26 protein-coding genes are annotated in these 22229 nt (G+C 48.0%); 10 read left to right on the top strand and 16 right to left on the bottom strand.

Features of this window, described 5'->3' with window-relative positions; all coding sequences use genetic code 11:
* Positions 1 to 19: 19 nt before the first annotated feature.
* The 6 genes from ACUN27_RS06255 to ACUN27_RS06230 all read right to left on the bottom strand — a co-directional run bounded on the left by ACUN27_RS06255 (position 20) and on the right by ACUN27_RS06230 (position 3941).
* On the bottom strand, positions 20 to 748 hold the full coding sequence (locus ACUN27_RS06255) for a glycosyltransferase family 2 protein (protein WP_315953672.1): 729 nt from the start codon (positions 746 to 748) through the stop codon (positions 20 to 22).
* A complete protein-coding gene (locus ACUN27_RS06250) occupies positions 745 to 1824 on the bottom strand; it encodes a glycosyltransferase family 2 protein (RefSeq protein WP_445558580.1) in 1080 nt (359 codons plus the stop codon). Before ACUN27_RS06250 ends, ACUN27_RS06255 begins: the two co-directional genes overlap by 4 nt.
* A gap of 29 nt (positions 1825 to 1853) precedes the next feature.
* Positions 1854 to 2663 (bottom strand): glycosyltransferase family 2 protein, encoded by an 810-nt coding sequence (locus ACUN27_RS06245; protein ID WP_315953674.1) that lies wholly within the window; start codon positions 2661 to 2663, stop codon positions 1854 to 1856.
* A gap of 311 nt (positions 2664 to 2974) precedes the next feature.
* Positions 2975 to 3280, bottom strand: a complete 306-nt coding sequence (locus ACUN27_RS06240) for a hypothetical protein (protein WP_445558579.1) — start codon at positions 3278 to 3280, stop codon at positions 2975 to 2977.
* On the bottom strand, positions 3277 to 3627 hold the full coding sequence (locus ACUN27_RS06235) for a restriction endonuclease subunit S (protein WP_315953676.1): 351 nt from the start codon (positions 3625 to 3627) through the stop codon (positions 3277 to 3279). The genes ACUN27_RS06240 and ACUN27_RS06235 overlap by 4 nt, the downstream gene beginning before the upstream one ends.
* 23 nt (positions 3628 to 3650) lie before the next feature.
* The gene (locus ACUN27_RS06230) at positions 3651 to 3941 is read right to left on the bottom strand and encodes a hypothetical protein (RefSeq protein WP_315953677.1); all 291 of its coding nucleotides are present in this window, start codon (positions 3939 to 3941) and stop codon (positions 3651 to 3653) included.
* 203 nt (positions 3942 to 4144) lie between these two features.
* On the opposite strand from ACUN27_RS06230, the gene cysC reads away from it, so the two are divergent.
* Complete coding sequence (gene cysC / locus ACUN27_RS06225; RefSeq protein ID WP_326061661.1) at positions 4145 to 4765, top strand: adenylyl-sulfate kinase; 621 nt, start codon at positions 4145 to 4147, stop codon at positions 4763 to 4765.
* 138 nt (positions 4766 to 4903) lie between these two features.
* A complete protein-coding gene (locus ACUN27_RS06220) occupies positions 4904 to 6211 on the top strand; it encodes a glycosyltransferase family 2 protein (protein ID WP_326061662.1) in 1308 nt (435 codons plus the stop codon).
* A gap of 15 nt (positions 6212 to 6226) precedes the next feature.
* Here the strand turns inward: ACUN27_RS06220 and ACUN27_RS06215 are convergent, their stop codons facing one another.
* The 6 genes from ACUN27_RS06215 to ACUN27_RS06190 all read right to left on the bottom strand — a co-directional run bounded on the left by ACUN27_RS06215 (position 6227) and on the right by ACUN27_RS06190 (position 11200).
* The gene (locus tag ACUN27_RS06215; protein ID WP_315953680.1) at positions 6227 to 6430 is read right to left on the bottom strand and encodes a hypothetical protein; all 204 of its coding nucleotides are present in this window, start codon (positions 6428 to 6430) and stop codon (positions 6227 to 6229) included.
* Between the two features lie 12 nt (positions 6431 to 6442).
* Positions 6443 to 6835 carry a hypothetical protein gene (locus ACUN27_RS06210; RefSeq protein ID WP_326061663.1) on the bottom strand — a complete coding sequence of 131 codons (393 nt, stop codon included), beginning with the start codon at positions 6833 to 6835 and terminating at the stop codon, positions 6443 to 6445.
* 51 nt (positions 6836 to 6886) lie between these two features.
* Positions 6887 to 7489: a hypothetical protein gene (locus ACUN27_RS06205; RefSeq protein WP_326061664.1), complete on the bottom strand. Its 603-nt coding sequence runs from the start codon at positions 7487 to 7489 to the stop codon at positions 6887 to 6889.
* Positions 7490 to 7608: 119 nt separating this feature from the next.
* A complete protein-coding gene (locus ACUN27_RS06200; protein WP_445558578.1) occupies positions 7609 to 9363 on the bottom strand; it encodes a glycosyltransferase in 1755 nt (584 codons plus the stop codon).
* Positions 9364 to 9385: 22 nt separating this feature from the next.
* Complete coding sequence (locus ACUN27_RS06195; protein WP_315953684.1) at positions 9386 to 10417, bottom strand: glycosyltransferase family 4 protein; 1032 nt, start codon at positions 10415 to 10417, stop codon at positions 9386 to 9388.
* A gap of 21 nt (positions 10418 to 10438) precedes the next feature.
* A complete protein-coding gene (locus ACUN27_RS06190) occupies positions 10439 to 11200 on the bottom strand; it encodes a sulfotransferase domain-containing protein (protein ID WP_326061667.1) in 762 nt (253 codons plus the stop codon).
* A gap of 201 nt (positions 11201 to 11401) precedes the next feature.
* On the opposite strand from ACUN27_RS06190, the gene ACUN27_RS06185 reads away from it, so the two are divergent.
* From ACUN27_RS06185 to ACUN27_RS06150, 8 genes are all read left to right on the top strand, one after another.
* Entirely contained in the window at positions 11402 to 11812 is a 411-nt protein-coding gene (locus tag ACUN27_RS06185) for a hypothetical protein (protein WP_315953686.1), read from the top strand.
* Positions 11813 to 11999: 187 nt separating this feature from the next.
* Complete coding sequence (locus tag ACUN27_RS06180) at positions 12000 to 12983, top strand: SDR family NAD(P)-dependent oxidoreductase (protein ID WP_379170974.1); 984 nt, start codon at positions 12000 to 12002, stop codon at positions 12981 to 12983.
* 13 nt (positions 12984 to 12996) lie between these two features.
* A complete protein-coding gene (locus ACUN27_RS06175; protein WP_315953688.1) occupies positions 12997 to 13710 on the top strand; it encodes a sugar phosphate nucleotidyltransferase in 714 nt (237 codons plus the stop codon).
* On the top strand, positions 13707 to 14675 hold the full coding sequence (locus ACUN27_RS06170) for a GDP-mannose 4,6-dehydratase (protein ID WP_445558577.1): 969 nt from the start codon (positions 13707 to 13709) through the stop codon (positions 14673 to 14675). The genes ACUN27_RS06175 and ACUN27_RS06170 overlap by 4 nt, the downstream gene beginning before the upstream one ends.
* 16 nt (positions 14676 to 14691) lie before the next feature.
* Positions 14692 to 15786, top strand: coding sequence for a non-hydrolyzing UDP-N-acetylglucosamine 2-epimerase (gene wecB / locus ACUN27_RS06165; protein ID WP_445558576.1), 1095 nt, complete (start codon positions 14692 to 14694; stop codon positions 15784 to 15786).
* A complete protein-coding gene (locus ACUN27_RS06160) occupies positions 15776 to 16765 on the top strand; it encodes a polysaccharide biosynthesis protein (RefSeq protein WP_445558575.1) in 990 nt (329 codons plus the stop codon). Before wecB ends, ACUN27_RS06160 begins: the two co-directional genes overlap by 11 nt.
* Positions 16762 to 17598: an SDR family oxidoreductase gene (locus tag ACUN27_RS06155; protein WP_445558574.1), complete on the top strand. Its 837-nt coding sequence runs from the start codon at positions 16762 to 16764 to the stop codon at positions 17596 to 17598. Before ACUN27_RS06160 ends, ACUN27_RS06155 begins: the two co-directional genes overlap by 4 nt.
* Positions 17599 to 17677: 79 nt before the next feature.
* Positions 17678 to 18727, top strand: coding sequence for a hypothetical protein (locus tag ACUN27_RS06150; protein WP_445558573.1), 1050 nt, complete (start codon positions 17678 to 17680; stop codon positions 18725 to 18727).
* A 20-nt stretch (positions 18728 to 18747) separates the two neighbouring features.
* Here ACUN27_RS06150 and ACUN27_RS06145 read toward each other — a convergent pair whose 3' ends face one another.
* The 4 genes from ACUN27_RS06145 to ACUN27_RS06130 are packed head-to-tail and all read right to left on the bottom strand — an operon-like array spanning position 18748 to position 22215.
* Positions 18748 to 18954 (bottom strand): hypothetical protein, encoded by a 207-nt coding sequence (locus ACUN27_RS06145; protein WP_315953694.1) that lies wholly within the window; start codon positions 18952 to 18954, stop codon positions 18748 to 18750.
* Between the two features lie 11 nt (positions 18955 to 18965).
* Positions 18966 to 19940: a CotS family spore coat protein gene (locus ACUN27_RS06140; RefSeq protein WP_315953695.1), complete on the bottom strand. Its 975-nt coding sequence runs from the start codon at positions 19938 to 19940 to the stop codon at positions 18966 to 18968.
* 31 nt (positions 19941 to 19971) lie between these two features.
* Positions 19972 to 21021, bottom strand: a complete 1050-nt coding sequence (locus ACUN27_RS06135; RefSeq protein ID WP_315953696.1) for a CotS family spore coat protein — start codon at positions 21019 to 21021, stop codon at positions 19972 to 19974.
* Positions 21022 to 21060: 39 nt separating this feature from the next.
* Positions 21061 to 22215: a glycosyltransferase family 4 protein gene (locus ACUN27_RS06130; RefSeq protein ID WP_445558572.1), complete on the bottom strand. Its 1155-nt coding sequence runs from the start codon at positions 22213 to 22215 to the stop codon at positions 21061 to 21063.
* Between the last annotated feature and the right edge of the window lie 14 nt (positions 22216 to 22229).

Below are 22229 nucleotides of genomic sequence, written 5' to 3'. Positions count from 1 at the left end.
ATCCTTTCCTCTTGCTTTCTCATAAAAATGCTTGGGGATCGACGCCCCATTTTTCTATAAAAATCTTGCGCGAACGCTCCACGATAGCTTGCAGTTGGCTTTCGCTTTTCTTGCCAAAGCTGGCGCTGCCATGATGGAAGATAAAGGTGTCCTCGGTCAGCATCAGCTTGTAGCCGGCTTTCCTTGCGCGATAGCAGTAGTCGTCATCCTCGTAATGACCGGGACTGAATTGTTCATCCAGGTAACCGATCTTATCCATCACTTCACGTTTGAACAAAAAGCAAAAGCCAATCAAACGCTGAACTTCCTTGTATTTCCCTTTATTTCCCACATTGTACTTAAGAATCATATCCGGCAGATTCGTATAAGGCTCTTTCATTTGTTGATTACCGCTGGCATAGTTGGTCATTGGACCTACGATGCCAATATCATGTCGAGAATACAGACAAGTAAGCATATGATCCAACCAATTCGGTGTAAGCAGGACGTCATTATTCAGCAAAAGCACGGAACTGCCCCTGGCCAGCTTCATGCCGGCGTTACAGGCTGCAGGAAACCCTTTGTTTTCGGAGAAGGACACGAAGGGAACCTGCTCACGGATCAAAGCATCCAGTGTCCCGTCCGTAGAGGCATTATCGACAACAATAATTTCATAGGGGATTCGTGTATGTTCTCTGATGGAGTAGATGCAATCTAGAAGCAACTGTTTTTCATTAAAGCTTGGGATGATGATACTTGTGCTGTTCATATGGACCCCCCCGCCAGAGCTGTTCGCGTACGAAGAGCATCCTTAAACTCAAGTCTTCTTCCACGTTCATGAAGCAGCATATGGAGTGCCTCCAGATGATCGCCTACAATCAGATTTGAAACGGGATTCGTGCTCCCTGTGTTCAATCGGGTAGGTTTGTTGGCCGTGACCACATCGATGCTTGCCGGTGCACAAATACGCAATCCATAACGGATTGCCTTCGCCTGCGCTTTAGGAGGTACCATTAACGCTGCGCTGCCGATAACCTGGAGCGCTTTGCGGGAAAGCATGTGGGGAATCGCCGTCATGGAGTTGGCACCCAGTTCCGGTCGACCCTGAACCCGGTTTACGAATTGTTTCACCATAGACACGCCGTCACGATGCGTGAAGAGACCGATATAAGGGGAAATGTCGTTTAAAGCAATATCCCATCCCTGGTCGATGGCTCGAATGAAAGGCACCAATTCCTCGGTTTGAATCGGGATATCGCCATCGAGGAACAGCACCATGTCTGCTGTGCTAAGCTTGGCGCCAATCGACCTGCCAACGTCATGACCAACGAGATTCGGATAATGAACGATCGTTGCCTTAGGGCACTGCTTAGCGATATGAACGCTGTTGTCGGTTGAGCCGTTAATGACGACAATGATTTCCTTCATCGGCATTCTTTCCAGCGCGTTCAGCACGCGCGCAATCGTCTTTTCCTCATTAGATACCGTAATGACTGCTCCAATGGATTGCCTTGTCGGAACGAGTACGAGATTCGGGATTGGAATCCCCTGTTTCTCGCTATAACCTTCAAGGAATGCTCGGGAGACAGGAAGATACTGCCCCGACGAAATCGTCCCAATTTCCCCGGATGTATAAAAGGAACACCATAGAGAGTTGATGTACGAGCTCGGGTCCATCCCCTCTATTAACGGGTGGTCCGTAGCATAACGAGCGCCAATTGCGTGTACTCTTCTTTTTAACGCGACAGACAGCGTCGCTGCTGTTCTGGTTGGTCTGGAAGCCCTCCGCAAACGGCGTACAGGGATGGGGGTTCTCAGAGTTCTTACTTTTGGCCTTTGTTTCACACGTTTCTTCACTGGTTTATTCAACAGCTTCACCCCACAAAGGTTCGGTCCCTTGTTAAATCCGTTAGCTGACCACGCTCATTCGTCTGTTCATGCAGCCAATTCAGGGCTTCGAGGTGATCTCCAAGAATAAGATTTTGCAGCGGGTCCACCTTAAATTTTCTTCGTTTTCTAGGATTCGTCCGACCCACATTTACGTTGTACACCTTGTGCAGCGTGAGTCCTTTCACACATGCTATCGTTTGAGCGAGTGGCGGCACGGCTAAATTAGCGGCATGAATCTCGTTTAGCGCTTTACGACTAATAGCGTGCGGGATTGTCGTCATCGAAGCTCCTCGCAAGTCTGGCCGGGAGAGTGCAACGTTAAGCGCGTGTTTGGCTAGCACAACAGGATGCACATCCACCTTCTCTGTTTTGCCAGAGTAGCTGTTTAGCGCGACATCAACCCCACGATCCACCGCCTGCACGAATGGCCGCAAATCTTTGGCTGCAATCACCATATCCGCATCAATGAACAGGATGGTACTCCCTTTCGCATGACTTGCGCCAATGCCTCGGGGGACATCATGCCCTAACGATTCCTTAAATGAAATAACCCGTGCCCCCATCTGGCGGGCGATTCGCTCCGTCTCATCGTAGGAGCCATTGACGACCACAATGACTTCTGTAGCTGGATGAACCAATCGGGCTTGACGAATGACGGACGCGATTGTCTTCCCTTCGTTCATTGCAGGGATGACGACAGATACTTTTGGCGATTGATGATTTGAAATGGGCTTGAAAACAGGCCTCGTTCTCCTCCTGGGTACTAACAACTTTCGCTGCCCACGCTGTTTCATGTCCACACCCTCCCACTGTGATGTGCATTCGTTTTCGTTCCCATTGTATGTTTATCCATCCCGATGGACACGGCATACGTTTAAGCCCGTATTATCTCTAGCTCAAAATAGGACATCTATCACAGATCGCCTTCAAGGCAACTGGATCATGTACGTTCGACCTGCTTTTATAGTATGACTGCCTTGGGACAGATTCATATGCACTTACCTAGCTTGGCTAGAAATTGGCGAATGACTACTGCGGTTTTGATGAAAGCGCTTATAGTCAAAAGGAAATTAGCGTCGTGTATGTAAAAAAGCCCCATCCTCTTCTATGCCTTCGAAGAAGAGGGGGGCTTACGCTTGCCTTGAAGAACGCCGGTATTCGCGTTTAACCACGGTTGTTTTGCTGTTCCTTTTTGTTTCACACGAATACGCAATCCGACGATTTTCTTCGTCAAAATCCGTTGATAACTCACGATAGCTGTCAGATTGTCAGCAATTTGACCGGCCAGCTGCGGCGAACTCTCTACCGAATCAGCAACACTCTCAATGATTCGGGCCAAGGCCCGCTGGCTCCTTGCGAGAGATTCTAGTATATCCAGCTTGATATGCTGCTCTCTTTCATTTATCTTCATTTGGTATAGTCGAGGCCTGAACCTCCGAACAAGTCGCCAAATCCGCCGCCAGCACTGCCGCCAAGGCTGGAATTATCCTCTTCTGCAATGAGCACGCCCAAGTTTTTGGCGAAGGCTACCTCCATCTTGGTAATGCCATCGATCACCTCGATGAGCTTTTCATGGATATCCACCGCTTGTTTCACATGCTCGGCATTGCTTTCATAGGCAGCTGTTGACAGGTGCTGGCATATCCAGTTGCGCGACTTCTCGGCATGCAGCGCCTTAGCCTCCAGAATGAGAGCTACATTATATTGAATCTTGGCGGTAGCATCCAGGTAAGACAAGTAACTATCATTTCTGCTCAATGTCTTCACTCCCTGCCCCTCTTTTATTCATCAGCGGGTTGTTCTTTCATAACCTTCACGATTGGCGAAAGATTGTCCGCGATGGCATCCTCTAAATCGGCAAGACTGTTTAAATAGCTGGTTATCCCTTTGGTAATACTCAAGGAGTGTTCCATTAATGCTTCGATTTCTCCGAAGGAAGGATTATGGTCAGGGATTTCACTAACCATCTTCGCCATATGAGCAATCACCTCGCGTTTGGCTTCCAGGGTACGTGCCAACTCGTGCTGTGACTTCGCCATATGCTCCAGAATCGAAGTAATCTGATCCTGCATGTGTATTTCCCTCCTCATGCGCTTAGGCTATCCCAATTAACATATGCGGTTTGGGTTGAAGTGGGAATACACCCCATTCATCCAATTTTTCAAAATCTAGTTCTTCATCTATCAAGTTGGATTCCTATAAGGATTTCAGACCAGAACCTGACATTCTCCTTTAACATATACATATAGAAATACAAGCTAAGGAGGGGAACCTTTTGCCCGATAAACACATTCAGTGGCAGCCTTCCAACGTTTCCAGGAGCGAGAGGCACCACCTGAATTCCCACAAAAGCTGTGTGCTTTGGCTCACAGGGCTTTCCGGCTCAGGCAAATCTACGATTGCTTATGAAATGGAACGATTGCTCTTCACCCAACATATACGATCTTACGTATTGGATGGAGACAATCTTCGGCATGGTTTAAACGGCAACCTTGGTTTTTCTCCGAATGATCGCAGTGAAAATATCCGTAGGACGGCCGAAGCAGCCAAACTGCTCGTGGACGCAGGCATCATTACGATTGTTGCTCTCATTTCACCCTATCGCGCGGATCGGGAGCTGGCGCGATCTTTATACGCCGTTGGGGAATTTATCGAGGTTTTCATCGATTGTCCTCTTGAAATATGCGAGAAACGAGATCCGAAAGGACTCTATGTGAAAGCGCGGGCAGGCGTTATTCCTGACTTTACGGGAATTTCAGCACCTTATGAGCAGCCCAGTAGACCCGAAATCGTGATTTCGTCCAATCAGCACTCCTTACAAGCATCAACCTCTCGAATCTATGATTATCTCATTGTTCATAAAGTGATTGCTCCACAATCGAGTTTCACGCTTTGATTCCGTGTCCTGCTCGGGACAAGTCCCTATGAATAGGCTCAACTATTCTTAGTGCGAGCTTGCCCGCAGCAGAACCACACCCCTGCCATCCGCATAGAATGCAATAAGCCTGCTGATGATCGGAGGAATTATTCGCCTATGCTGGTCTACGTGCTAGGAACGTCCAACAGAGCTCATACCGATGCTACAATAGCCAATCTGTCCCATATCGCTCCGAATTGGCCCGTAATGCTCCTACATGATTACGACGCAGCAGCCTTGAACGATCATCTACTTGCTTATGATCAACCCTTTTTTATGACTCTGCCTGCGGGAGACTTACTGAGCAGCAGCTTTATCACCGAGCTGTCCATGCAGCTTGCAGCGCTGCCAGAGCATTGTGCCGGCATTGTCTATGAACGCGGGGCTGCCAATACCCTGCACCATCTTTCTTCCCCTCCTCTTGTTTGGAGAACAAGCGTAGTGCGATCCAGTGGCCGTCCCTTTTTCCTGGAGAAAGATGAACTGCCCTTTGCCAATTATTTGCTTCACGATCATCTGTTTCACTTTAAGAGAAAATGGTCGTGGCAGACCCTCCATAGCAAATGGTGGCAGCCTCAGGCCAAACATTACCCCAAATGGCAAAAGGCGCAGGAAGAGTGGGACCTGATCAGACCCATTCTGGAAGCAGGGTCAAACACTGCCCTGCCGAAAGCAAAGCCAGCTCCCGCCATTAGTATCGTGGTATGCACCTACAATAATGCCGACTATCTCCTTTGGGCGATTCGAAGCGTTATTGCACAAAGCATGCCTGACTGGGAACTGATTATTATGGATGATGCCTCCAGCGATAACACGCAGATGAAATTGGCATCCTTACCCGCAGATCCGCGTATTCGTACGTATGTAAACAATTCTAATCATGGCAAATCCCATTGTTTGAATATTGCCTTATCGCTAGCTGAAGCCCCTTGGCTACTGGAGCTTGATGCCGATGACTGGCTGCCGCCAGAAGCTATTCGACGCTTACTTAACACGGCCGAGACCGCAACACCGGATACTTCACTCTTGTACGGGGATTATTATGAATGGACGGAAGGAGCACGAAAACAGCTTATTTTCGGAGGGATACGCAAAACACCTGCTGAATTTGACGCTGAGGCGTTTCTTGCCGGAGCTCTTCCGATAGCACCACGATGCTATCGGGTTGAGACCCTTCACAGCATCCATGGCTGGATGGTGAATGCTCCTTACGAGGGTAGGTTATACGAGGATTTCGAAATTATCATCCGCTTGTCGCACGCTCATCGATTGAAGCATCTGCCAGAGCCTCTCTATCATCGGAGAGTCCGCAAATCCAGCATTACGCATCAACATTCCGAGAAGTATGCCAGCTGGATGAAGTGGATGAAGGAACAAACCGTCCTCCTTCGGGGGGACGGAGGAGACACACAGCCGTTGACGTAATCTCCTCCCTTCCGATTACGCTACTACGCGCACATAATCAATCTGATCCGCCACGATGGTCACAATTACTGGTGGATTATAGTAATACGTGTTATTGATTTGTATCGTAAAAATACAATCATCTACGGAAGCTAATGTGCCAATAATAGGCGGATTACTCGTGAAGTACACCTCAACCGTTCTACCGATAAAACTCGCCAGTAACTCTGCGAATGACATAGTTTCTCCTCCTTATATCACGGATTCAATGCTGGAAGCTGGAATAAGGAGAATATCTCCTGACGGCTCAAGAATTTCAATGACATCGGAACCAACAAGGATCAGCGTACCGCTCTCTGTTCCTGCGCCTGTTTGAATAGTAACCTGTGTATTTAAGCGTCCCTCGACTGCTGTTAACGGATTACAGCCTGCGGCTACCTGTTCACGGACCAAGAAATACGTTGTAACGTTACCGTTACCGTCAAAATCTACTAATGTGAATCCAGCTTCCATTAATGCGGCAAGTACAGGTGTTAACTTAGCCCCTACTTCAAGTCCGGGAAAATCTAACGTAGCGTCATACAAGTTAATAACCGCACGCTGCGTAGAGTAACTGTTACCGGCTATAATTAATACGATTTCCATTTGATATTGCCTCCTTCTGAGGGGTTGTGATGAACTTAAACCTACCGTTCGTTATGGAGCCTCAACCGGTGTATAAGGTCTGAAACCGATAATGTGACATATCGAATATATAACAATGTGATCCATCGTATTCCCCGTTGTTGGACGAAGGATTAGGGTCGTTTTCCCAATTTTCTCAACCATTCCGATCCGGTTTGGCGGCTCTCCCCCGGAACCTGCTCCGCTTGATGTGAACAGCTCAACCTCCGTATCCCAATATTGCTCCAATAAGTCTCTCAACTCTTCGTTACAACTCTCATCCGGGTAATCAACTTTAACCTTCACTTCTGTTTTCGGCGTCTCTACTTTTACGTGAACATCGGGTTTAGGAGTCTCTACATTAACGATAGGAGGAGATGTTGTGATATGGACTTCCGGGGTTGTAACATGGACTTCCGGGGGATTGGTTTGAACGTTGACTTCCGCTGGAGGGGTCGTAACATGGACAATAGGGGCTTTAGACTGCTTGCATATCACTTTGATCGTTCTTCTGCTTGATCTTTTCTTGCATACATGACATTTATTTTTCTTGCCTCTTTTCCTCGTGCTGCAGTCATTTTTCCTAACAACACGAGTGGTTTTCTTAACCACGTTGTCTTCTGTTATACGGGACATAGGGCACCTCCAAAGTTTTTACATATACTAACAAAAATTGGATTCCATCACACTCCTATACTACTCAGCGGAATAGACCCTCGTCCTAGACTATCACCTAAAAATATAAATCTGGGTATCTATCGCGATGCTCGAATATCATATAGCACTCTTTCAAAGGCATCTACGCTGCGTTCCCACGTCCATTTCGAAGCCTCAATTTCCCCGGCAGCCGCCAGTCTTCTGCGCAAATCGGCATCCTCAATCAACCGGCCAACATCTGCCGCCAAGCGGTTCTCATAGCGATAAGACATCAAACCGTTTTGTTCATGCCGGCAGTAATCCATATTTCCCCCATTGTAGGTTGTGACCAAAGCCGCCCCGCAGCGCATAGCCTCCAGACCTGGCAGTGAAGCAGAATCATAGGTAGAAGAGTTCACGAATATATCCGTCTCGTTATAATGATAGGCCATAGCACCATCGTGCCCAGGGGTTAAATAGCGAAAAGTCGGATGATTGGCTTTGATAGCCTGTAAGAGGGGAGAGCTATGAAACTCTTCCGGAGGAGTCATCAGGTTGATACGAACCTGGGGGTACTTGGCCTGCACGATTTCCAGTTGGTTGATCAAATAATCCTGTTCTCTGTGCCAGGAATAGCCGCCCTCCGGCCTCCGCATAATCGCCGATATTTGCAGTTGGGTCTGCGTATCGCGAATATGGTGGTTTCTAAAAGCATGCCCGACACCTACCGGCACAATATGCGCCTGATGACCGTGATTCAGTGTAATAAGCTGCTTTTGCCAATTGGAGAGGACGACAGTGTGCTTCGAAATGTGATACGTAGGGAAAGAGAGATGATTTTCCGGGAGAAAGGCAGGTTCATAACATAGGCTTAAGCGGACGTGCACGCCTTTCCCGTTCAAGCTGGCTTGATGGGCTCCGGGTACAATCGTATAGAAATTGGATACAATCACATCCGCTTCGGGATAATCTTTCTCCAGAATCATATAATTCTGTTTGGTACGGATGATTTTGGCATTAATCGTATAGTTTATGGCGCCCTCAGGCGGCATCAGAACGCTGACGTCATGACCTTTAGCCGCAAGCCCATTGACCATTTCTGCCAACATTCTCTGCGCTCCGCCGATGCTGAGTGTAATGATAGGAAAAGTGATCGTCAACCTCTCCTTGGCGATCAAGGCATCCAGCTGTTTCCGGTAGATGGCTTGAATCGACTGGATCTCTTTGACAATTGCGCTTTCATGCTTGCGAGATCCCATTTCGGGGTGCACCCGGTAGCGAACAAGACTTTCATTTAAATAAAAGAAGTGAAACCGCTTCATAACTCGCATCCAAAAATCATAGTCCTGCGTATATTTGCGAGTCTCATTAAAGTAACCCGTCTTCTGGAAGACATCCATATGCAGCATCACGGTACAACCGTTGATAATACAGCCTTTTTGCATGGTTTTATAGAATTCCATTTTGGTGGAACAACCAATTCCTGAAGGTCCTCCAAAGATGACCCCCTGCCCATCCATATGAACATAGGAGGTATAGCTGACTTTAGCCCCTTGCTCATGCATAAAAGCCAATTGCCTCGCTACTTTGTTTGGCTCAAACATGTCGTCGGAGCTGAGCCATGCAAAATAGTCGCCTGTGGCGCGCCGGATACCGGCATTCAGCGCGCTCGCCGTACCTCCGTTTTCTTTCTCCACATAAACAATCCGGTCCATATATGGAACAATTTTCTCCATATGCTGGGTTGAGCCATCATTAACGACGATGATTTCAATATTCGGATAGGTTTGGCTCAGTGCACTTTCAATCGCCGTGCGGACATATGCACAGTTATAAAAAGGAATCACAATGGAGACTTTCGAATTTGCATTCACGGTTGAAACACCTACCTTGTTCTTAGTTCAGCGAGACACGTTCGTTGTAAATTTCCTCCAATGCGTTCACGATATTGCGTTCAAAATGGGCTTTCGTTAATCGTGCCGCACTGGCTTTGCCACCAAGAGCGAGTTTTTCCGCCAACTGGCGATCGGATAACACGGCACAAATGCCCTGTGCCAATTGCCTAGGATCTCTTGGCTTGGTGACATACGCGCTCTCCATATGCGAGCAGAAGTCCATGACACCGCCTGAATTCGTCGTCACGACAGGCGTGCCGCAGGCCATTGCCTCCAAGGGAGGCAGCGAGAAGGCTTCAAACCAAGATGATGCGACGAAAACGTCGGCTGTCCGGAAGAGCTTCGCCATCTCAAATTCATTTTTGGGATAAAAGATACGCTCCGGAATACCCAGCGTCACGAGTGAGACTGCGCCATCCGGGCAGATCAGATAAACCATATAATCGCCTGCATACTCGTTTTTGATAATTTCCATACAAGCATAGAAATCATCAAATCCTTTTAGCGCATAGTCTCTCCTGTCCCGTGCGATGTACAGAATCACTTTCGTCGTTTTCTTGCTAGGATGCGGGTGAATGCGAGGACCTTGCGGACGAAATATGCGAGGGTCAATACCAAGAGATACTATAGTGCTGCGCCGCCCTACGTGATCAAATATTTGTTGATCCAACCAACTGGAAATGGAAAGGATCGGGACCTCTTGGGCATAAGTCCATAAAGCTGCCTCGCGGTTAGGCACCCAAAGCGGTTCAAAGCCAAGGCTTAATCTAACCGTTTGCTCTGGCCACGCCTCGAAAGCCGATTGAAATGTGGTATAGAAATTAGGCAAAATAATATCACCATAAGGAATATAGTCTGCTTCCAGCTTCGGAACGATCGTCAGCTTGCAAGGAATGTTATACTTCACGGTTGCCGTCTTGGGGATGACGACCTCAACCTCATGTCCCTTTTTCGTAAGGGCTCCGGCGATATCGACCAATACCTTACAACCGCCACCAATATGCAAATCAGCCGCAGGTATTACGATTTTCATGGTTAACCTCCATTTCTCCGGTTATGACCAAAGCATATCTTTTTCATAGCCGGTTTGTATCAATACATCACCTGCCACACGTTTGAAGGCTGCTATAACCTCTTCGTCAAATTCATTTCTCCAACCGCCTACAACGCCTTTGCGAAAAGTAAACGAGCTGCCGCTATCCATATTCGCTTCCATGCTGCGAACCAACTTCGCGATCGGCATGGGCGGTACGGTCCCCTTCCACAAAAATTCCGCCATCGCTGTAATCGTTCTCCGCCTTGACGCCTTCGAAATCATCAACTCTTCATACGTCGTGATAAAAATACCCGGCACGGACAACCAGCCCTGAAATACTCCGAACCAGTTTTTAATATTCGGGTAGTCATCCAGCCCATTAATCAGGAGTAAATAACGTTCCTTCTGAGTTGGCAGGGCGACTAGCTCCTTATAAATGGGATAATCCGGGAGCTTCTCGATAATGTAATACGTCAGGGACACAAGCACATCTCGCAAATCCCTGATCATAAAGATGGTTTTAATACCAGGTCGGACAAGGAGTTTGGCCCATTCGGGGGAGTAGTATACATGTCCCATATAAACATCATTCGGGACTGCCTTGTTCAGGATTGAAGCTTGTAATGGCAAATCCTTAACCAGGCCTTCATAAAAGACATAGTCGTTCATTACCGAACCGGGAATGCCTAACAAAAGCTGATTCAGAAGGTTTGTTCCACTTTTGGGAACCGTATTTAAAAAAATAACGGGCCGAAGCTGATAAGCTCTGCGTGCATCCATGATCGGCAGCACCTCCCAATATTTGTTTAATTATTTAGATTTAGCGTATGTGTCACAGCACCAACTTGACCTGTTAATGCGTCTATATCCCTTAACAAAGTTAGAACAGTCAAAGATTTTACCATTAAAATGGAAAACACAAACTCCCATCCAAGCAAATTCTATTAAATTTAATAGAATATAGGAAAGGAGGTGATTTTTATGTCAAACATTGTTAGCATCGGGACAAGCGTTCCCGGATCATCTAGCGGCTCTCTCAATCGTGTTGTCTCCACGACGCCCATCACACTCGCAGAATTCGGATTAGCCATTCCACAAGGACCCAACAGAGTTCTTCTAACAGCTACCGTTGGTGTCTCCTCCACTCTTCTTGCTCCTGTGCTCCTATTTAACGTGTTACGTGGCAACGCCGTCATTTTCTCCGCCCGACAAGAAGCCCTTCTGTCCACTGGGCAAGAACTAACGGTCTCCTTCCAGGCCATCGATTCCAATGTGCCAGCTACTTCGAACCAAGGCTACTCCTTCACTGTACAATTGGAACCAGGATTATTAACTGGGGCAACGGTTACAGGTCCAGTCACACTCTCCGGTATTTCATATACGTATGGCTAACGGAGTTTTTTGAATAAAACAGACTGCCCCAAAAGATCTTCCATGATCCTCTGGGGCGGTCTTTTCGCCATACCCGTTTTTACCTATTTTTTCCTAATCCTCTTTTCGAGTGGGGGATAGTCCACTACATCCATAGACAAAGGGAATAGACTGTAACCATATGTTGGAAGGAGTGATCTCATACATGATGAGAGGGAAGCAAGTGCTGGTAACAGGTGCCGCCGGCTTTATCGGCAGTCATCTCGTACATCAGCTAGTTGCGGAAGGTGCGAAGGTCAGAGCCTTTATTCGATATAACTCCACGAATTCACGCGGTTTTCTCGATCAACTGCCTCGTGACATACAGAAGGAAATTGACGTCGTTAAAGGAGATTTGCGTGATCCTCATGGCGTCTATCGTGCCGTGAAAGGCATGGATACCATTTTTCATTTAGGAGCGCTGATCGCTATTCCTTATTCTTATCAACATCCAACGGATGTTGTGCAAGCAAACGTCATTGGCACCCTAAATATTGCGCAAGCCGCCTTGGATTTAGGGACAGCGAAACTGATTCACACCTCTACCAGCGAAGTGTACGGAAGCGCACGTTATGTGCCTATGGATGAAACGCATCCGCTGCAAGGCCAATCCCCCTACTCCGCAAGTAAGATCGGCGCTGATAAGATCATTGAAAGCTTTTATTGCTCGTATTCGCTGCCTGTCGTAACGGTCAGACCCTTCAATGCCTACGGTCCGCGACAGTCCATGCGAGCAGTCATTCCTACCATTATTAATCAAGCGCTGCATCAACCCGAAATTGTCCTCGGCAATCTCAGTGCGACCCGTGATTTTACTTTTGTAGAAGATACCGCCAGAGCTTTTATATGTGCGGCCAGCCATGATGCCGCGATTGGGCAGACGATAAACGCCGGATCGGGGGCGGAAATCTCCATTGGCGAGCTTGCTCAGACCATCAAGCAAATTATTGGAAAAGATCTGCCTGTCCGTATCGCCAGCGAACGGGTACGGCCGGAAAAAAGTGAAGTGGACCGCCTCTTCTCGGACAGCAGCAAAGCCGCAGCTTTGATGGGATGGAAGCCAACCGTTCCTCTGGTGCAAGGTTTGACTCGGACAATTGAGTGGATGAACGACCATCCCGAGCTGTACCGGCCTAATGAATATGTCGTATAAGGAGTTGGTTTCTGTGGAAGTCGTTATCATGACGGGCGGCAAGGGGATGCGCATGGCGCCTTATACCAAGGTGCTTCCCAAAGGGTTGTTGCCCGTTGGCGAACAACCCATACTGGAGATTATCGTGAAACAGCTCCGTAATTATGGGTTTACCTCCATCACCATGGCATGCGGCTACTTGTCGGGGCTTATACAAACCTATTTTGGAGATGGGAGCTCTCGGGGTGTCTCCATCTCTTATTATGTAGAAAATGAGCCTCTGGGCACTGTGGGACCAATTAAACTCATAAGCCGCAGGCCCGGTCCCTTCTTGTTAATTAATTGTGATGTCTTAACCACCTTAGATTTCTCCCGCTTTAGAGATTTCCATATCCAAGGCGGCAGTATACTTACTATCGCTTCACAGAAAAAAGGGATTCCAATTGAGCTTGGGGTCCTTGAAACACAGGATGAATTCGTTACTGACTTCGTAGAGAAACCTACCCGATCGGCCTATGTCAGCATGGGCATCTATATGATGAATCCGGAAGTAGCCGATTATATCCCTTCCCATCAATATTTCGACATTCCTGATTTGATTCATGCCCTGCTAGCCGCAGATGAGAAAGTCCGCCATTATGAAAACAATGACTTCTGGCTCGATATCGGCCGCCCGGTGGATTATACCTTGGCCAATGAGCAATTCGGCAAACTCAAATCTCTCTTGCTTCCCGGTGAACCGGTATGACGAGCACGACGAGGATGGCGAATCCTCCACTCGTACTCCTTACGGGGATTAACGGGTTCGTCGGGCAGCACATGGCAGCCTATCTCTTGCGTCAAAACATGAACCTGCTTGGGATTGGACGCAGGTCCAGCTGCCTTATGAAACATCCCAATCTACACTATATTTCAGGTGATATCACGCAGAGCGCTATCCTTACACAGCTCCTTCAGGAGCATCCGATTACACATATCGTCCACTTGGCCGGAGCTAACGATGTTAGTGCATCTTATGCGGATCCCGTTCAAGTCCTGCATACGAACGCGTGGTGTACGTTGCACATGCTAGAAGCTGTAAGAGCTGCGGCAGCAAACAGAATTCTAGGGTTTCTAGCCATAGGAACCGCTTATGAATATGATTTTCAAACAATGCCTGTAAATGAAACCTCGCCTATTCTGCCTGTCAGCCCCTATGCATGGAGCAAGCAGATCATGACTTCATTCATGCAAATGTATGGCAGCGTATATGCGGTTCCAACGTTCATAGCCAGAACTTTCAATTTGATTGGCCCAGGAAACGCGACCGGCGTATGCGCTCTGCTCGCTAAGCAAGTCGCGATGATGGAAAAAGGCCATCTCCCTCCTAAGCTCGTTATGGGCAACACGGCTGTACAGCGCGACTTTCTCGACGTACGCGATGCTGTTATCGCCTACGGCTCACTCATGCAGCTAAGCGCAGCACCTTTTGGCCATGTATTTAATGTATGCAGCGGCACAGCCTCACCGGTCAGCGCTATCGTTGACCTGCTGCAGCACTATGCGGCCATCCCTTTCGAGGTTGCCGTCGACGAGCGTTTGATTCGCCCTAACGAAGCTCCCCTCGTTCAAGGGGACAACGCCAAGCTTCGCGCAGCAACCGGGTGGGCACCCACCTTTTCACTCGCCCAATCGGTATCCGATACGCTGGATTACTATCGAAGCCTCTTATGAAAAGGAGATTTACGCTATGAAGATCATGACCGTCCTAGGAACACGACCCGAAATTATCCGGTTAAGCTTAGTGATCGCCAAACTGGATCTCCTTGCAGATTCACATCTCCTCGTGCATTCCGGACAAAATTATGACCGCACGCTTAGCGACGTCTTTTTCGAGCAAATGGGCATTCGGCTCCCGGACGTTCATGTTCGGCTCCAAGCGCAAACCGTTGGCGAGCAAATTGCGCAAATGTTCGTCGAAGTTGAGAAAGTGCTGCTGAAGGAGAAACCGGATCGCATGCTCGTGCTTGGCGATACCAACAGCGCGCTCACCGCCCTCATAGGCGAGCGGCACGGCGTTCCCGTCTATCACATGGAAGCTGGAAATCGCTGCTACGATACCCGCGTTCCTGAAGAGATTAATAGAAAAGCAATAGACGCCATCTCTACCTGCAATATGCCTTATACCCCCGGCGCGCGCGAGAACTTGCTGCGGGACGGTGTTCCTTCTCAGCGAATTTGGATGACGGGGAATCCGATTTATGAGGTGATGGAGCATTATAAAGGGCAGGCGGATGCGAGTCGTATTTTAGAGGAACTAGGCCTATCGGATAAAGGATATATCCTCGTTACCGCCCACCGGGCCGAGAACGTCGATAATGAAGCCCGGCTGCGGCAAATTATCGAAGGCCTGCAGCTTGTAGCCGAAGATACACAGCTCCCTATCATCTGCAGTACCCATCCCCGGACGAAGGACCGCCTCGATAAGCTTGGGGTTATGGCTTCACACCCGCTCATTCGCTTTCTTCCGCCCTTTGGATTTTTCGACTTTCTGAAGCTGCAAAAACATGCCGCCTGCGTAATTACGGATAGCGGCACGGTGCAGGAAGAGAGCTGTATCCTGGGCGTACCGGCCGTCACCATTCGCCAAAGCACCGAGCGGCCGGAAACCTTGCTTTGCGGCAGCAATTTACTTTCCGGTCTTGTGCCTGAGCGAATCGCCGCCAGCGTCAAGTTGATGATGGAGCCTCATCATACATGGCAGTGTCCGGATGGCTATCTGGACCCGAATGTATCGAGTAAGGTTGTCAATATTGTACTAGGAGGACAGAGCTATGTTTCATAATCAAACGATCCTCATCACAGGAGGAACCGGATCTTGGGGGCAGGAGCTTACCCGCAGCCTCCTGCAGGAGGGACCTAAGGAAATTCGCATTTTCTCCCGCAACGAATTCTCACAAGTGAAGATGCAGCGTGACTTCGCTTTCCATCCTTCTCTCACTTTTATGATCGGTGATGTCCGGGATCAGGAAGCTGTCGAGGACGCCTGCCGAAACGTCGATTATGTCTTTCACTTGGCTGCTCTCAAACACGTGCCGATCTGTGAAGCCCAACCGGATGAAGCGTTGAAAACGAATGTCAAAGGAACTGAAAATGTCATCCGAGGCAGTATTCGGGGCGGCGTCAAAAAAGTCATCGACGTCTCCACCGATAAAGCCGTGGATCCGATCAATTTTTACGGGATGACCAAAGCTTTGGGAGAGAAGCTCATGGTTCGGGCAAATGATCTCAGCTCTACAACCCAGTTTGTGTGTATTCGAGGCGGCAATGTGCTTGGTACCAACGGCAGCGTCGTTCCTTTCTTTAAAAACCGCATTTTACAAGGAGAAGCTCTCCCCCTTACGCACAAGGATATGACTCGTTTCTTCCTAACGCTTCCTGAAGCAATTGAACTGCTGTTAAGTGCGGCCAAAGCGGCTGTAGGCGGAGAAACCTTTGTGATGAAAATGAATGCCTGCCTCATTCTTGATTTGGCTGAAGTCCTTATGGAGCAATTGACAGACCAACCACTGTCCATAATGGATGTCGGTATCCGTCCCGGGGAGAAGCTGCATGAAGTGCTTATTTCCTCTCACGAAATTCCTTTTACCTACCAATACAATGAGAAATACTTTGTCATCCTCCCTGCGAATGCGACGCCCTCCCTATATGACCATTACAGTCATTTACCGAAATCAACCTTCGCCCAGTACGCCTCCAACGATTCGCTCATGACATCCGAAGAGATCTTACAGATGCTGCTTAAAGGAGGATTTCTTCCTTGAAACTACTCATTATCGGCGGTCGGGGCATGGCCGGACACATGTTGAAGAGCTATTTTACCCGTCAGCATAAGGGTGACGTATGGACGACCGTGCGATCCGCCGATCCGGCGGACCCCCGGGCTGTAGCGCTGGACGTCAGAAACGATGAGCACTTGCGGCATCTGCTGAAACAAATCCAACCGGATGCTGTCATCAACGCTGTCGGCTTGCTGAATGAAGAGGCTAGAACGCGGCAGGCTGAAGCCATTTATGTCAACAGCTTGTTTCCCCATAGGCTGGCTGAATTTGCGGAGCAGTATGGCTTCCGCCTGTTTCACATCAGCACGGATTGCGTGTTCTCAGGTTCTCGCGGGGATTACACAGAATCTGATCTCACGGATGCCCTATCGGTTTATGGCAAAAGCAAAAGCCTGGGCGAGGTCATCGGACCCAACGTGTTGACGATCCGCACTTCGATTATCGGGCCTGAGTTAAAACAAAACGGCATTGGGCTCTTTCACTGGTTTATGCAGCAGAAAGGCGACATTCAGGGCTATCGCAAGGTGTTCTGGAACGGCGTTACCACGTTGGAATTGGCCAAAGCAATCGACTGGTGCTTCCAGCATCCTATTGATGGGCTTGTACACCTTGCCGGCGAGCCAAAGCTCTCCAAATATGACTTGCTGAAGCTGATTCAGCAGCAGTTCCATCATGATGCCGTCACCATTCACGCTAACGATGAATTCCTATCCGACAAGAGCTTGATCTCCACAAGAGCTGACTTCAACTATCCGGTTTCTTCTTATCCACAAATGATTGCTGACTTGCATGCATGGATGGAACACGCTGACTAGCTTTTCACACTTTGCCAGCTCCAGAATATGATAAATACAGCGCAGCAGCTAAACAAATCATAAGGTGGTGAGTGCCGCAATGGATATGACCCCTACTCATATAAATGAACTGATCCAAAAAAAATTGGTCATTATCGTAATCGCTCACGAAAACGAACAGGTATTGGCGGCACAGGTCGAAAATATTCATTTTTTCAATCCTGAAGCCGGCATTATTCTCTACAATGGCGGACCCAATCCCGATTTTGGAAAAAACGTGAACATCTGGTCCTTTCCGCACAGCCATCCCTTAAAAGCTGGCATTATCGCGCCGGGTATGTGGGAGATCATGAAATGGCTGGAGGAAATCGGCGCCGGCTATGAATATCTCATGTCGCTGGATCATGATGTTTTATTTGTGAAACACGGCTTCCAGCCCTTCTTGGATGAGGTGATGGCCGAGTCCGACAGCATGGGCTGGAGACTTGAAAATAATCGGGATCACGACTTCTCCCTTCCTGTACGAAACATGATGAACGAATGGCATTTATGGCAGCCGGTCTTCCGGACAGACGGCTTTCTGACCTACTTTAACCCCGGTCAAGTCTACAGGCATGATATCGTCAGACGTATGCTTGCACATGTCGACCATGCCGCCGTAGATCACCTGTTCGGTATAACGGAGGCCGCTGCTTTAGAAGAAGTATTTTTTGTCACACTGGCTATGGCCTGCGGCGGAAGGGTCCGGGAATACCCTGAGGGAGCCAAGTATAATGACATGGTCCGCTGGGGCGAAAACATCACCTATGAAAGTGTGCAGCAGCATCTAGATCATCCTTACTACTATTGGATTCATCCGATAAAAGGGGATAAACTGCTGGAGATGAATCAACTTTTGCTGCCCAAACCGGAACCGATTGCCAGTGCCCTGCCCGCTCCTCGCCCTGCCGTTCTAAGAAGAAAAAGAATCAGACGCAAGAGACTTCTGAAGAGAGCACTTCCTCGAAGACGCATCAAACGGCGTAAGTTCAAGTTCGGACTACGCAGCCGAAAAAGAACGATAAAGAAGCTTGCCAAAAAGCCGCTGCGTTCCCAATCAGCGACGAAGAAAAAAGCGGCCAAAACGAAAAAGAGGACGAAGCTGGGATAATCCCCACTCCGTCCTCTTATCTATTTGTCCACCCATTCAATCCCGATTGTCAATTTATTTGCACCCAAATCGCTCTTATGACTCACTTTAAATTCCATATCAACATTCGGCAAGGTGATTTGTTTACCTCGAATAACGAGATTATCTGCTGTTATTTGATCCGCAATTTTTCTTAGCAGTTCAGCAAACTGCAAGCCCCGGCCGACGAATTCCTCTTCTGACCTCATATTGATCCCCCTTAAAATCCCTTGATGAGTTTCTTAAGAACAGGCAGCTTCTCCATTTCAAATAACACAATCTTGTTCAGCTTTTTCTCGTCTCCTGGTTCGCCTTTTTTGAAAGGCGTTTTGACATAGCCGTAATGCTTATGCGGAAACAGCAAATCAATATAAAGCACCTGCATTTGCTCAGGCGTGAATGGAAGAACAGCTTCATAATAGCTCATGCACCGTTTCAGCTCATCGGCATCCCAGCGTCCCAGCTCTTCCATGCGTTTGGTCAGGAGCTTCCGGATATCACGCAATGGAATGTCATACGTCAGATTATCCAAGTCCAGCACACACACGCCTCGATCCGTTTGGATCGCGTTGCCCTTGCCGTAATCCTGGTGGCACATGTAACCGTGTTTGCCGATGTCAGCCACCCAGTCCGCATAGCAGGACGCTTCCAGCAGCTTGATGGCATGGCTTGCCATCTGAATCATCGCATCGCCAGTCTTCATATAGGACTGATGAAAAAGCGTTTTTCCTTGCTTGGCTTGTTCTTTCCACTGCTTGAGCTCTTCGCACATCCCGCTAAAATGACTCGGCCATACCCCCATCCGGTTATAGACCTCACAGTCATCAGGAGGGATAAATCCTACGGTATCCTTATGGAATTGAGCGAGACCCTTTAACCCCGTATAGAGATGCTCCGGAACCCGATCCATTTCCAAGTCGCTTCCCTCAACCCAAGCATAGAGAACCAACGCATAACCTTCATGGACAAAATAAAGCTGGCCATCCTTCGTTGGAATAATCCCTGCAACATGGGCTCCTTTTTGGTAAAGATACGCCTGAGCTGCTGTCGTGAATTTGACGATCGGAATGGACTTTCGTATCCGCTTCAGGCAAACCGTTCCTACAGATGTCTCCAGCTTCCAAATCGTTTTGATGCCTCCGCTTTGAATAACCTGGATGTTTTTTATGGCTATCTGTGGATAACTTTGTGCCATGAGACGTTTCCCCAAATGGAGTTCTTCCTGACTAGGAATCACGTTTAACCACCTCATCCAGACGTGCGAGGAACGATTTCAGAACCGCATTTTTGCTCAGCTCGGTACTGATCATATCTTTCAAACGGACGATATGTTTGTCAACCGTCCATTGGTCCTCGCGATTTTCATAATATTTGGACACTTGTCCGTAAAATAAATGGGGAAACTGAATATCTGCTGCCAGAATCAGATATTGTTCTTTCGTTAAAGGATTGACTTGCTGGTAAAACTTCATCATTTTGAGCATCATCGGGAGGTTCCAGTTGGCATCTTTCTTCATGACCTTGTTTAATATTTTCCTCATATCGCGAACAGGCAGATCTACCGTCAAGGAATCCATGTCGTAGACATAAAGTTTACCATCTTTGCCTACAACCAAATTACCCGCTGCAAAGTCTTGATGGCACAATGTTTTGGTCCTCTCCGTTTCCTTCACCCACTGTTCGAAATACGGCTGATTCAACGTCGTAAGCGCTGCTTGCGCTTGCTGCAGGAAGGTATCCACATTCGCTAGAAAGACACGGTCAAACTCATTTTTATTTTTAACCTGCTGGCGCTGCTCTTTCCAGGCTTTCAGGCGTTCCATTCTTGTCTGCAAATCCGACTTCCATTTCGTCAACAGGTAGGAAGGGTAGAAACCATTGGGAGATTCGATCCCTCTTGATGCTTTATGAAAGGCTGCCATTCCTTTTAGCATGAGCGCTAAATCACCATCATTGTTATATTCCGGTGAGCGTCCGTATACGGTTTCAAAAACGACGAAATATTCCCCATTTAACTTCACATAACCTTCGCCAGAACTGGTTTTGAGCACACCAGGCGTGTTAACGCCATTATTTTTGAGATAGGCAATGGCATGGAGCATGAAATCAATATGGGTTTCATCGAATGGAACCTTTTTCATAATCCATTCACCCATGTCGGTTTGGATGGACCAGACTGCTTTTTTCCCTTTAAAGGATAAGAGATAAATATTTTTCACTTTCAAAGGATAGTGCGTCATAACCTTCTTCACTACATCCGAAAAAGTAGTATCCATGCTGACACCTCCGTAGATGTATGGCCTCAAGCTTTAAGCTCATTTGCTTTTATCTGGGGCGTATAAGTTTTCAAGCCGCTTAGCCGCATGCTCGAAGCCAAAGTTGCTCTCTACAACCGCTCTGCCTGCTTTTCCTAAACGCAGCGCTTCGTCAGGATTAGATAGCAGAAACGTAATCGCCTTTTCGAATGCCCCAGGATTGCTGTAATCTTCGATCACAATACCATTAGCATTGGGTTTGATAATTTCTGCATTCCCTCCGCGATTGGTTGTAATGATCGGAAGTCCCGCGCCCATCGCTTCAAAATGAACTCTCGCCAGAGGCTCCTGCCACTGGGAAGAACAAACGAAAATATCTCCTAGCAAATAGTGGACGGGAATCTCGCTTGGTGGAACAAAACCTGTAAAGATAACACGGTCCCCAAGCGATTTGGCCAGTTGGCGAAGGCTTGCTCCGTATTCATCCAACTGCTCATTATGGAACCATTTGCTTCCGATGATAACAAGCACGACATCTTTCCGGATGCTGCTTACCTGCTCAACAGCTTTGATTAGCACGTCGGGACCTTTCGTTTTGCTTAATCGCCCTACGAATAGAATGACCTTTTTATTGTCTACGCCATACTTTTGGCGAAGTTCCTTCCGAAGCTCCTGCGCTTCAGGTGTCCAGATCGGTTTATAATGCTGCAAGTTGATTCCTGAGTATACCGTCTTCACTTTTCCCTTGGCTGAAGGGAAACGGCTGATAATCGTTTGGCCGATATAATTGGAAATCGACATAATTTTATGAACCATTTTGATCACGGAACGACCCACTTCCGGTGTGATCTTTCCTTCTCGGAACATCTCATTATGGCAGCTGACGACAAACCGGGCATTCGGCATGGCTGCTTTATACGTAGGCACATTTTTCGGACGGTTAAACACGTGGATCACATCATACTTTTGGTTGCCGGCGCGCTGCCTGGACAGCTCCTTGGCAACGCCGTTCACATAATCCTCGCGCGGAATCCGTATATATTTGACTCCGTCAACCACTTCCCGATTGGGGAGATCGGGGTCTGTAATGCAGAAAATCGTGAGATCATGCCTACTGCCAATATACGGGGTGACGCCATTGATTAAAATTTGAATGGCGCCCCCCCTAATAGGCGGAACGGTAAGCATTTCAGTGCAAATAAATGCAATCTTCATCTTTACCACTCCAA

It is taken from the genome of Paenibacillus sp. WC2504, from assembly GCF_052682475.1.
Note: the sequence above shows the minus strand (reverse complement) of the source record. Positions and strands in the feature narration are given on the sequence as shown.

Bases quoted from the DNA above. Each gene is read 5' to 3' on its own strand.
- ACUN27_RS06195 (WP_315953684.1), bottom strand. From the start codon at position 10,417: ATGAAAATCGTAATACCTGCGGCTGATTTGCATATTGGTGGCGGTTGT.
- ACUN27_RS06170 (WP_445558577.1), top strand. From the start codon at position 13,707: ATGACGAGCACGACGAGGATGGCGAATCCTCCACTCGTACTCCTTACG.
- ACUN27_RS06215 (WP_315953680.1), bottom strand. From the start codon at position 6,430: ATGTCATTCGCAGAGTTACTGGCGAGTTTTATCGGTAGAACGGTTGAG.
- ACUN27_RS06220 (WP_326061662.1), top strand. From the start codon at position 4,904: ATGCTGGTCTACGTGCTAGGAACGTCCAACAGAGCTCATACCGATGCT.
- ACUN27_RS06145 (WP_315953694.1), bottom strand. From the start codon at position 18,954: ATGAGGTCAGAAGAGGAATTCGTCGGCCGGGGCTTGCAGTTTGCTGAA.
- ACUN27_RS06240 (WP_445558579.1), bottom strand. From the start codon at position 3,280: ATGAAGATAAATGAAAGAGAGCAGCATATCAAGCTGGATATACTAGAA.
- ACUN27_RS06210 (WP_326061663.1), bottom strand. From the start codon at position 6,835: ATGGAAATCGTATTAATTATAGCCGGTAACAGTTACTCTACGCAGCGT.
- ACUN27_RS06255 (WP_315953672.1), bottom strand. From the start codon at position 748: ATGAACAGCACAAGTATCATCATCCCAAGCTTTAATGAAAAACAGTTG.
- ACUN27_RS06135 (WP_315953696.1), bottom strand. From the start codon at position 21,021: ATGGATACTACTTTTTCGGATGTAGTGAAGAAGGTTATGACGCACTAT.
- ACUN27_RS06130 (WP_445558572.1), bottom strand. From the start codon at position 22,215: ATGAAGATTGCATTTATTTGCACTGAAATGCTTACCGTTCCGCCTATT.
- ACUN27_RS06230 (WP_315953677.1), bottom strand. From the start codon at position 3,941: ATGCAGGATCAGATTACTTCGATTCTGGAGCATATGGCGAAGTCACAG.
- ACUN27_RS06180 (WP_379170974.1), top strand. From the start codon at position 12,000: ATGAGAGGGAAGCAAGTGCTGGTAACAGGTGCCGCCGGCTTTATCGGC.
- ACUN27_RS06150 (WP_445558573.1), top strand. From the start codon at position 17,678: ATGGATATGACCCCTACTCATATAAATGAACTGATCCAAAAAAAATTG.
- ACUN27_RS06205 (WP_326061664.1), bottom strand. From the start codon at position 7,489: ATGTCCCGTATAACAGAAGACAACGTGGTTAAGAAAACCACTCGTGTT.
- ACUN27_RS06140 (WP_315953695.1), bottom strand. From the start codon at position 19,940: ATGGCACAAAGTTATCCACAGATAGCCATAAAAAACATCCAGGTTATT.
- ACUN27_RS06185 (WP_315953686.1), top strand. From the start codon at position 11,402: ATGTCAAACATTGTTAGCATCGGGACAAGCGTTCCCGGATCATCTAGC.
- ACUN27_RS06245 (WP_315953674.1), bottom strand. From the start codon at position 2,663: ATGAAACAGCGTGGGCAGCGAAAGTTGTTAGTACCCAGGAGGAGAACG.
- ACUN27_RS06190 (WP_326061667.1), bottom strand. From the start codon at position 11,200: ATGGATGCACGCAGAGCTTATCAGCTTCGGCCCGTTATTTTTTTAAAT.
- ACUN27_RS06160 (WP_445558575.1), top strand. From the start codon at position 15,776: ATGTTTCATAATCAAACGATCCTCATCACAGGAGGAACCGGATCTTGG.
- wecB (WP_445558576.1), top strand. From the start codon at position 14,692: ATGAAGATCATGACCGTCCTAGGAACACGACCCGAAATTATCCGGTTA.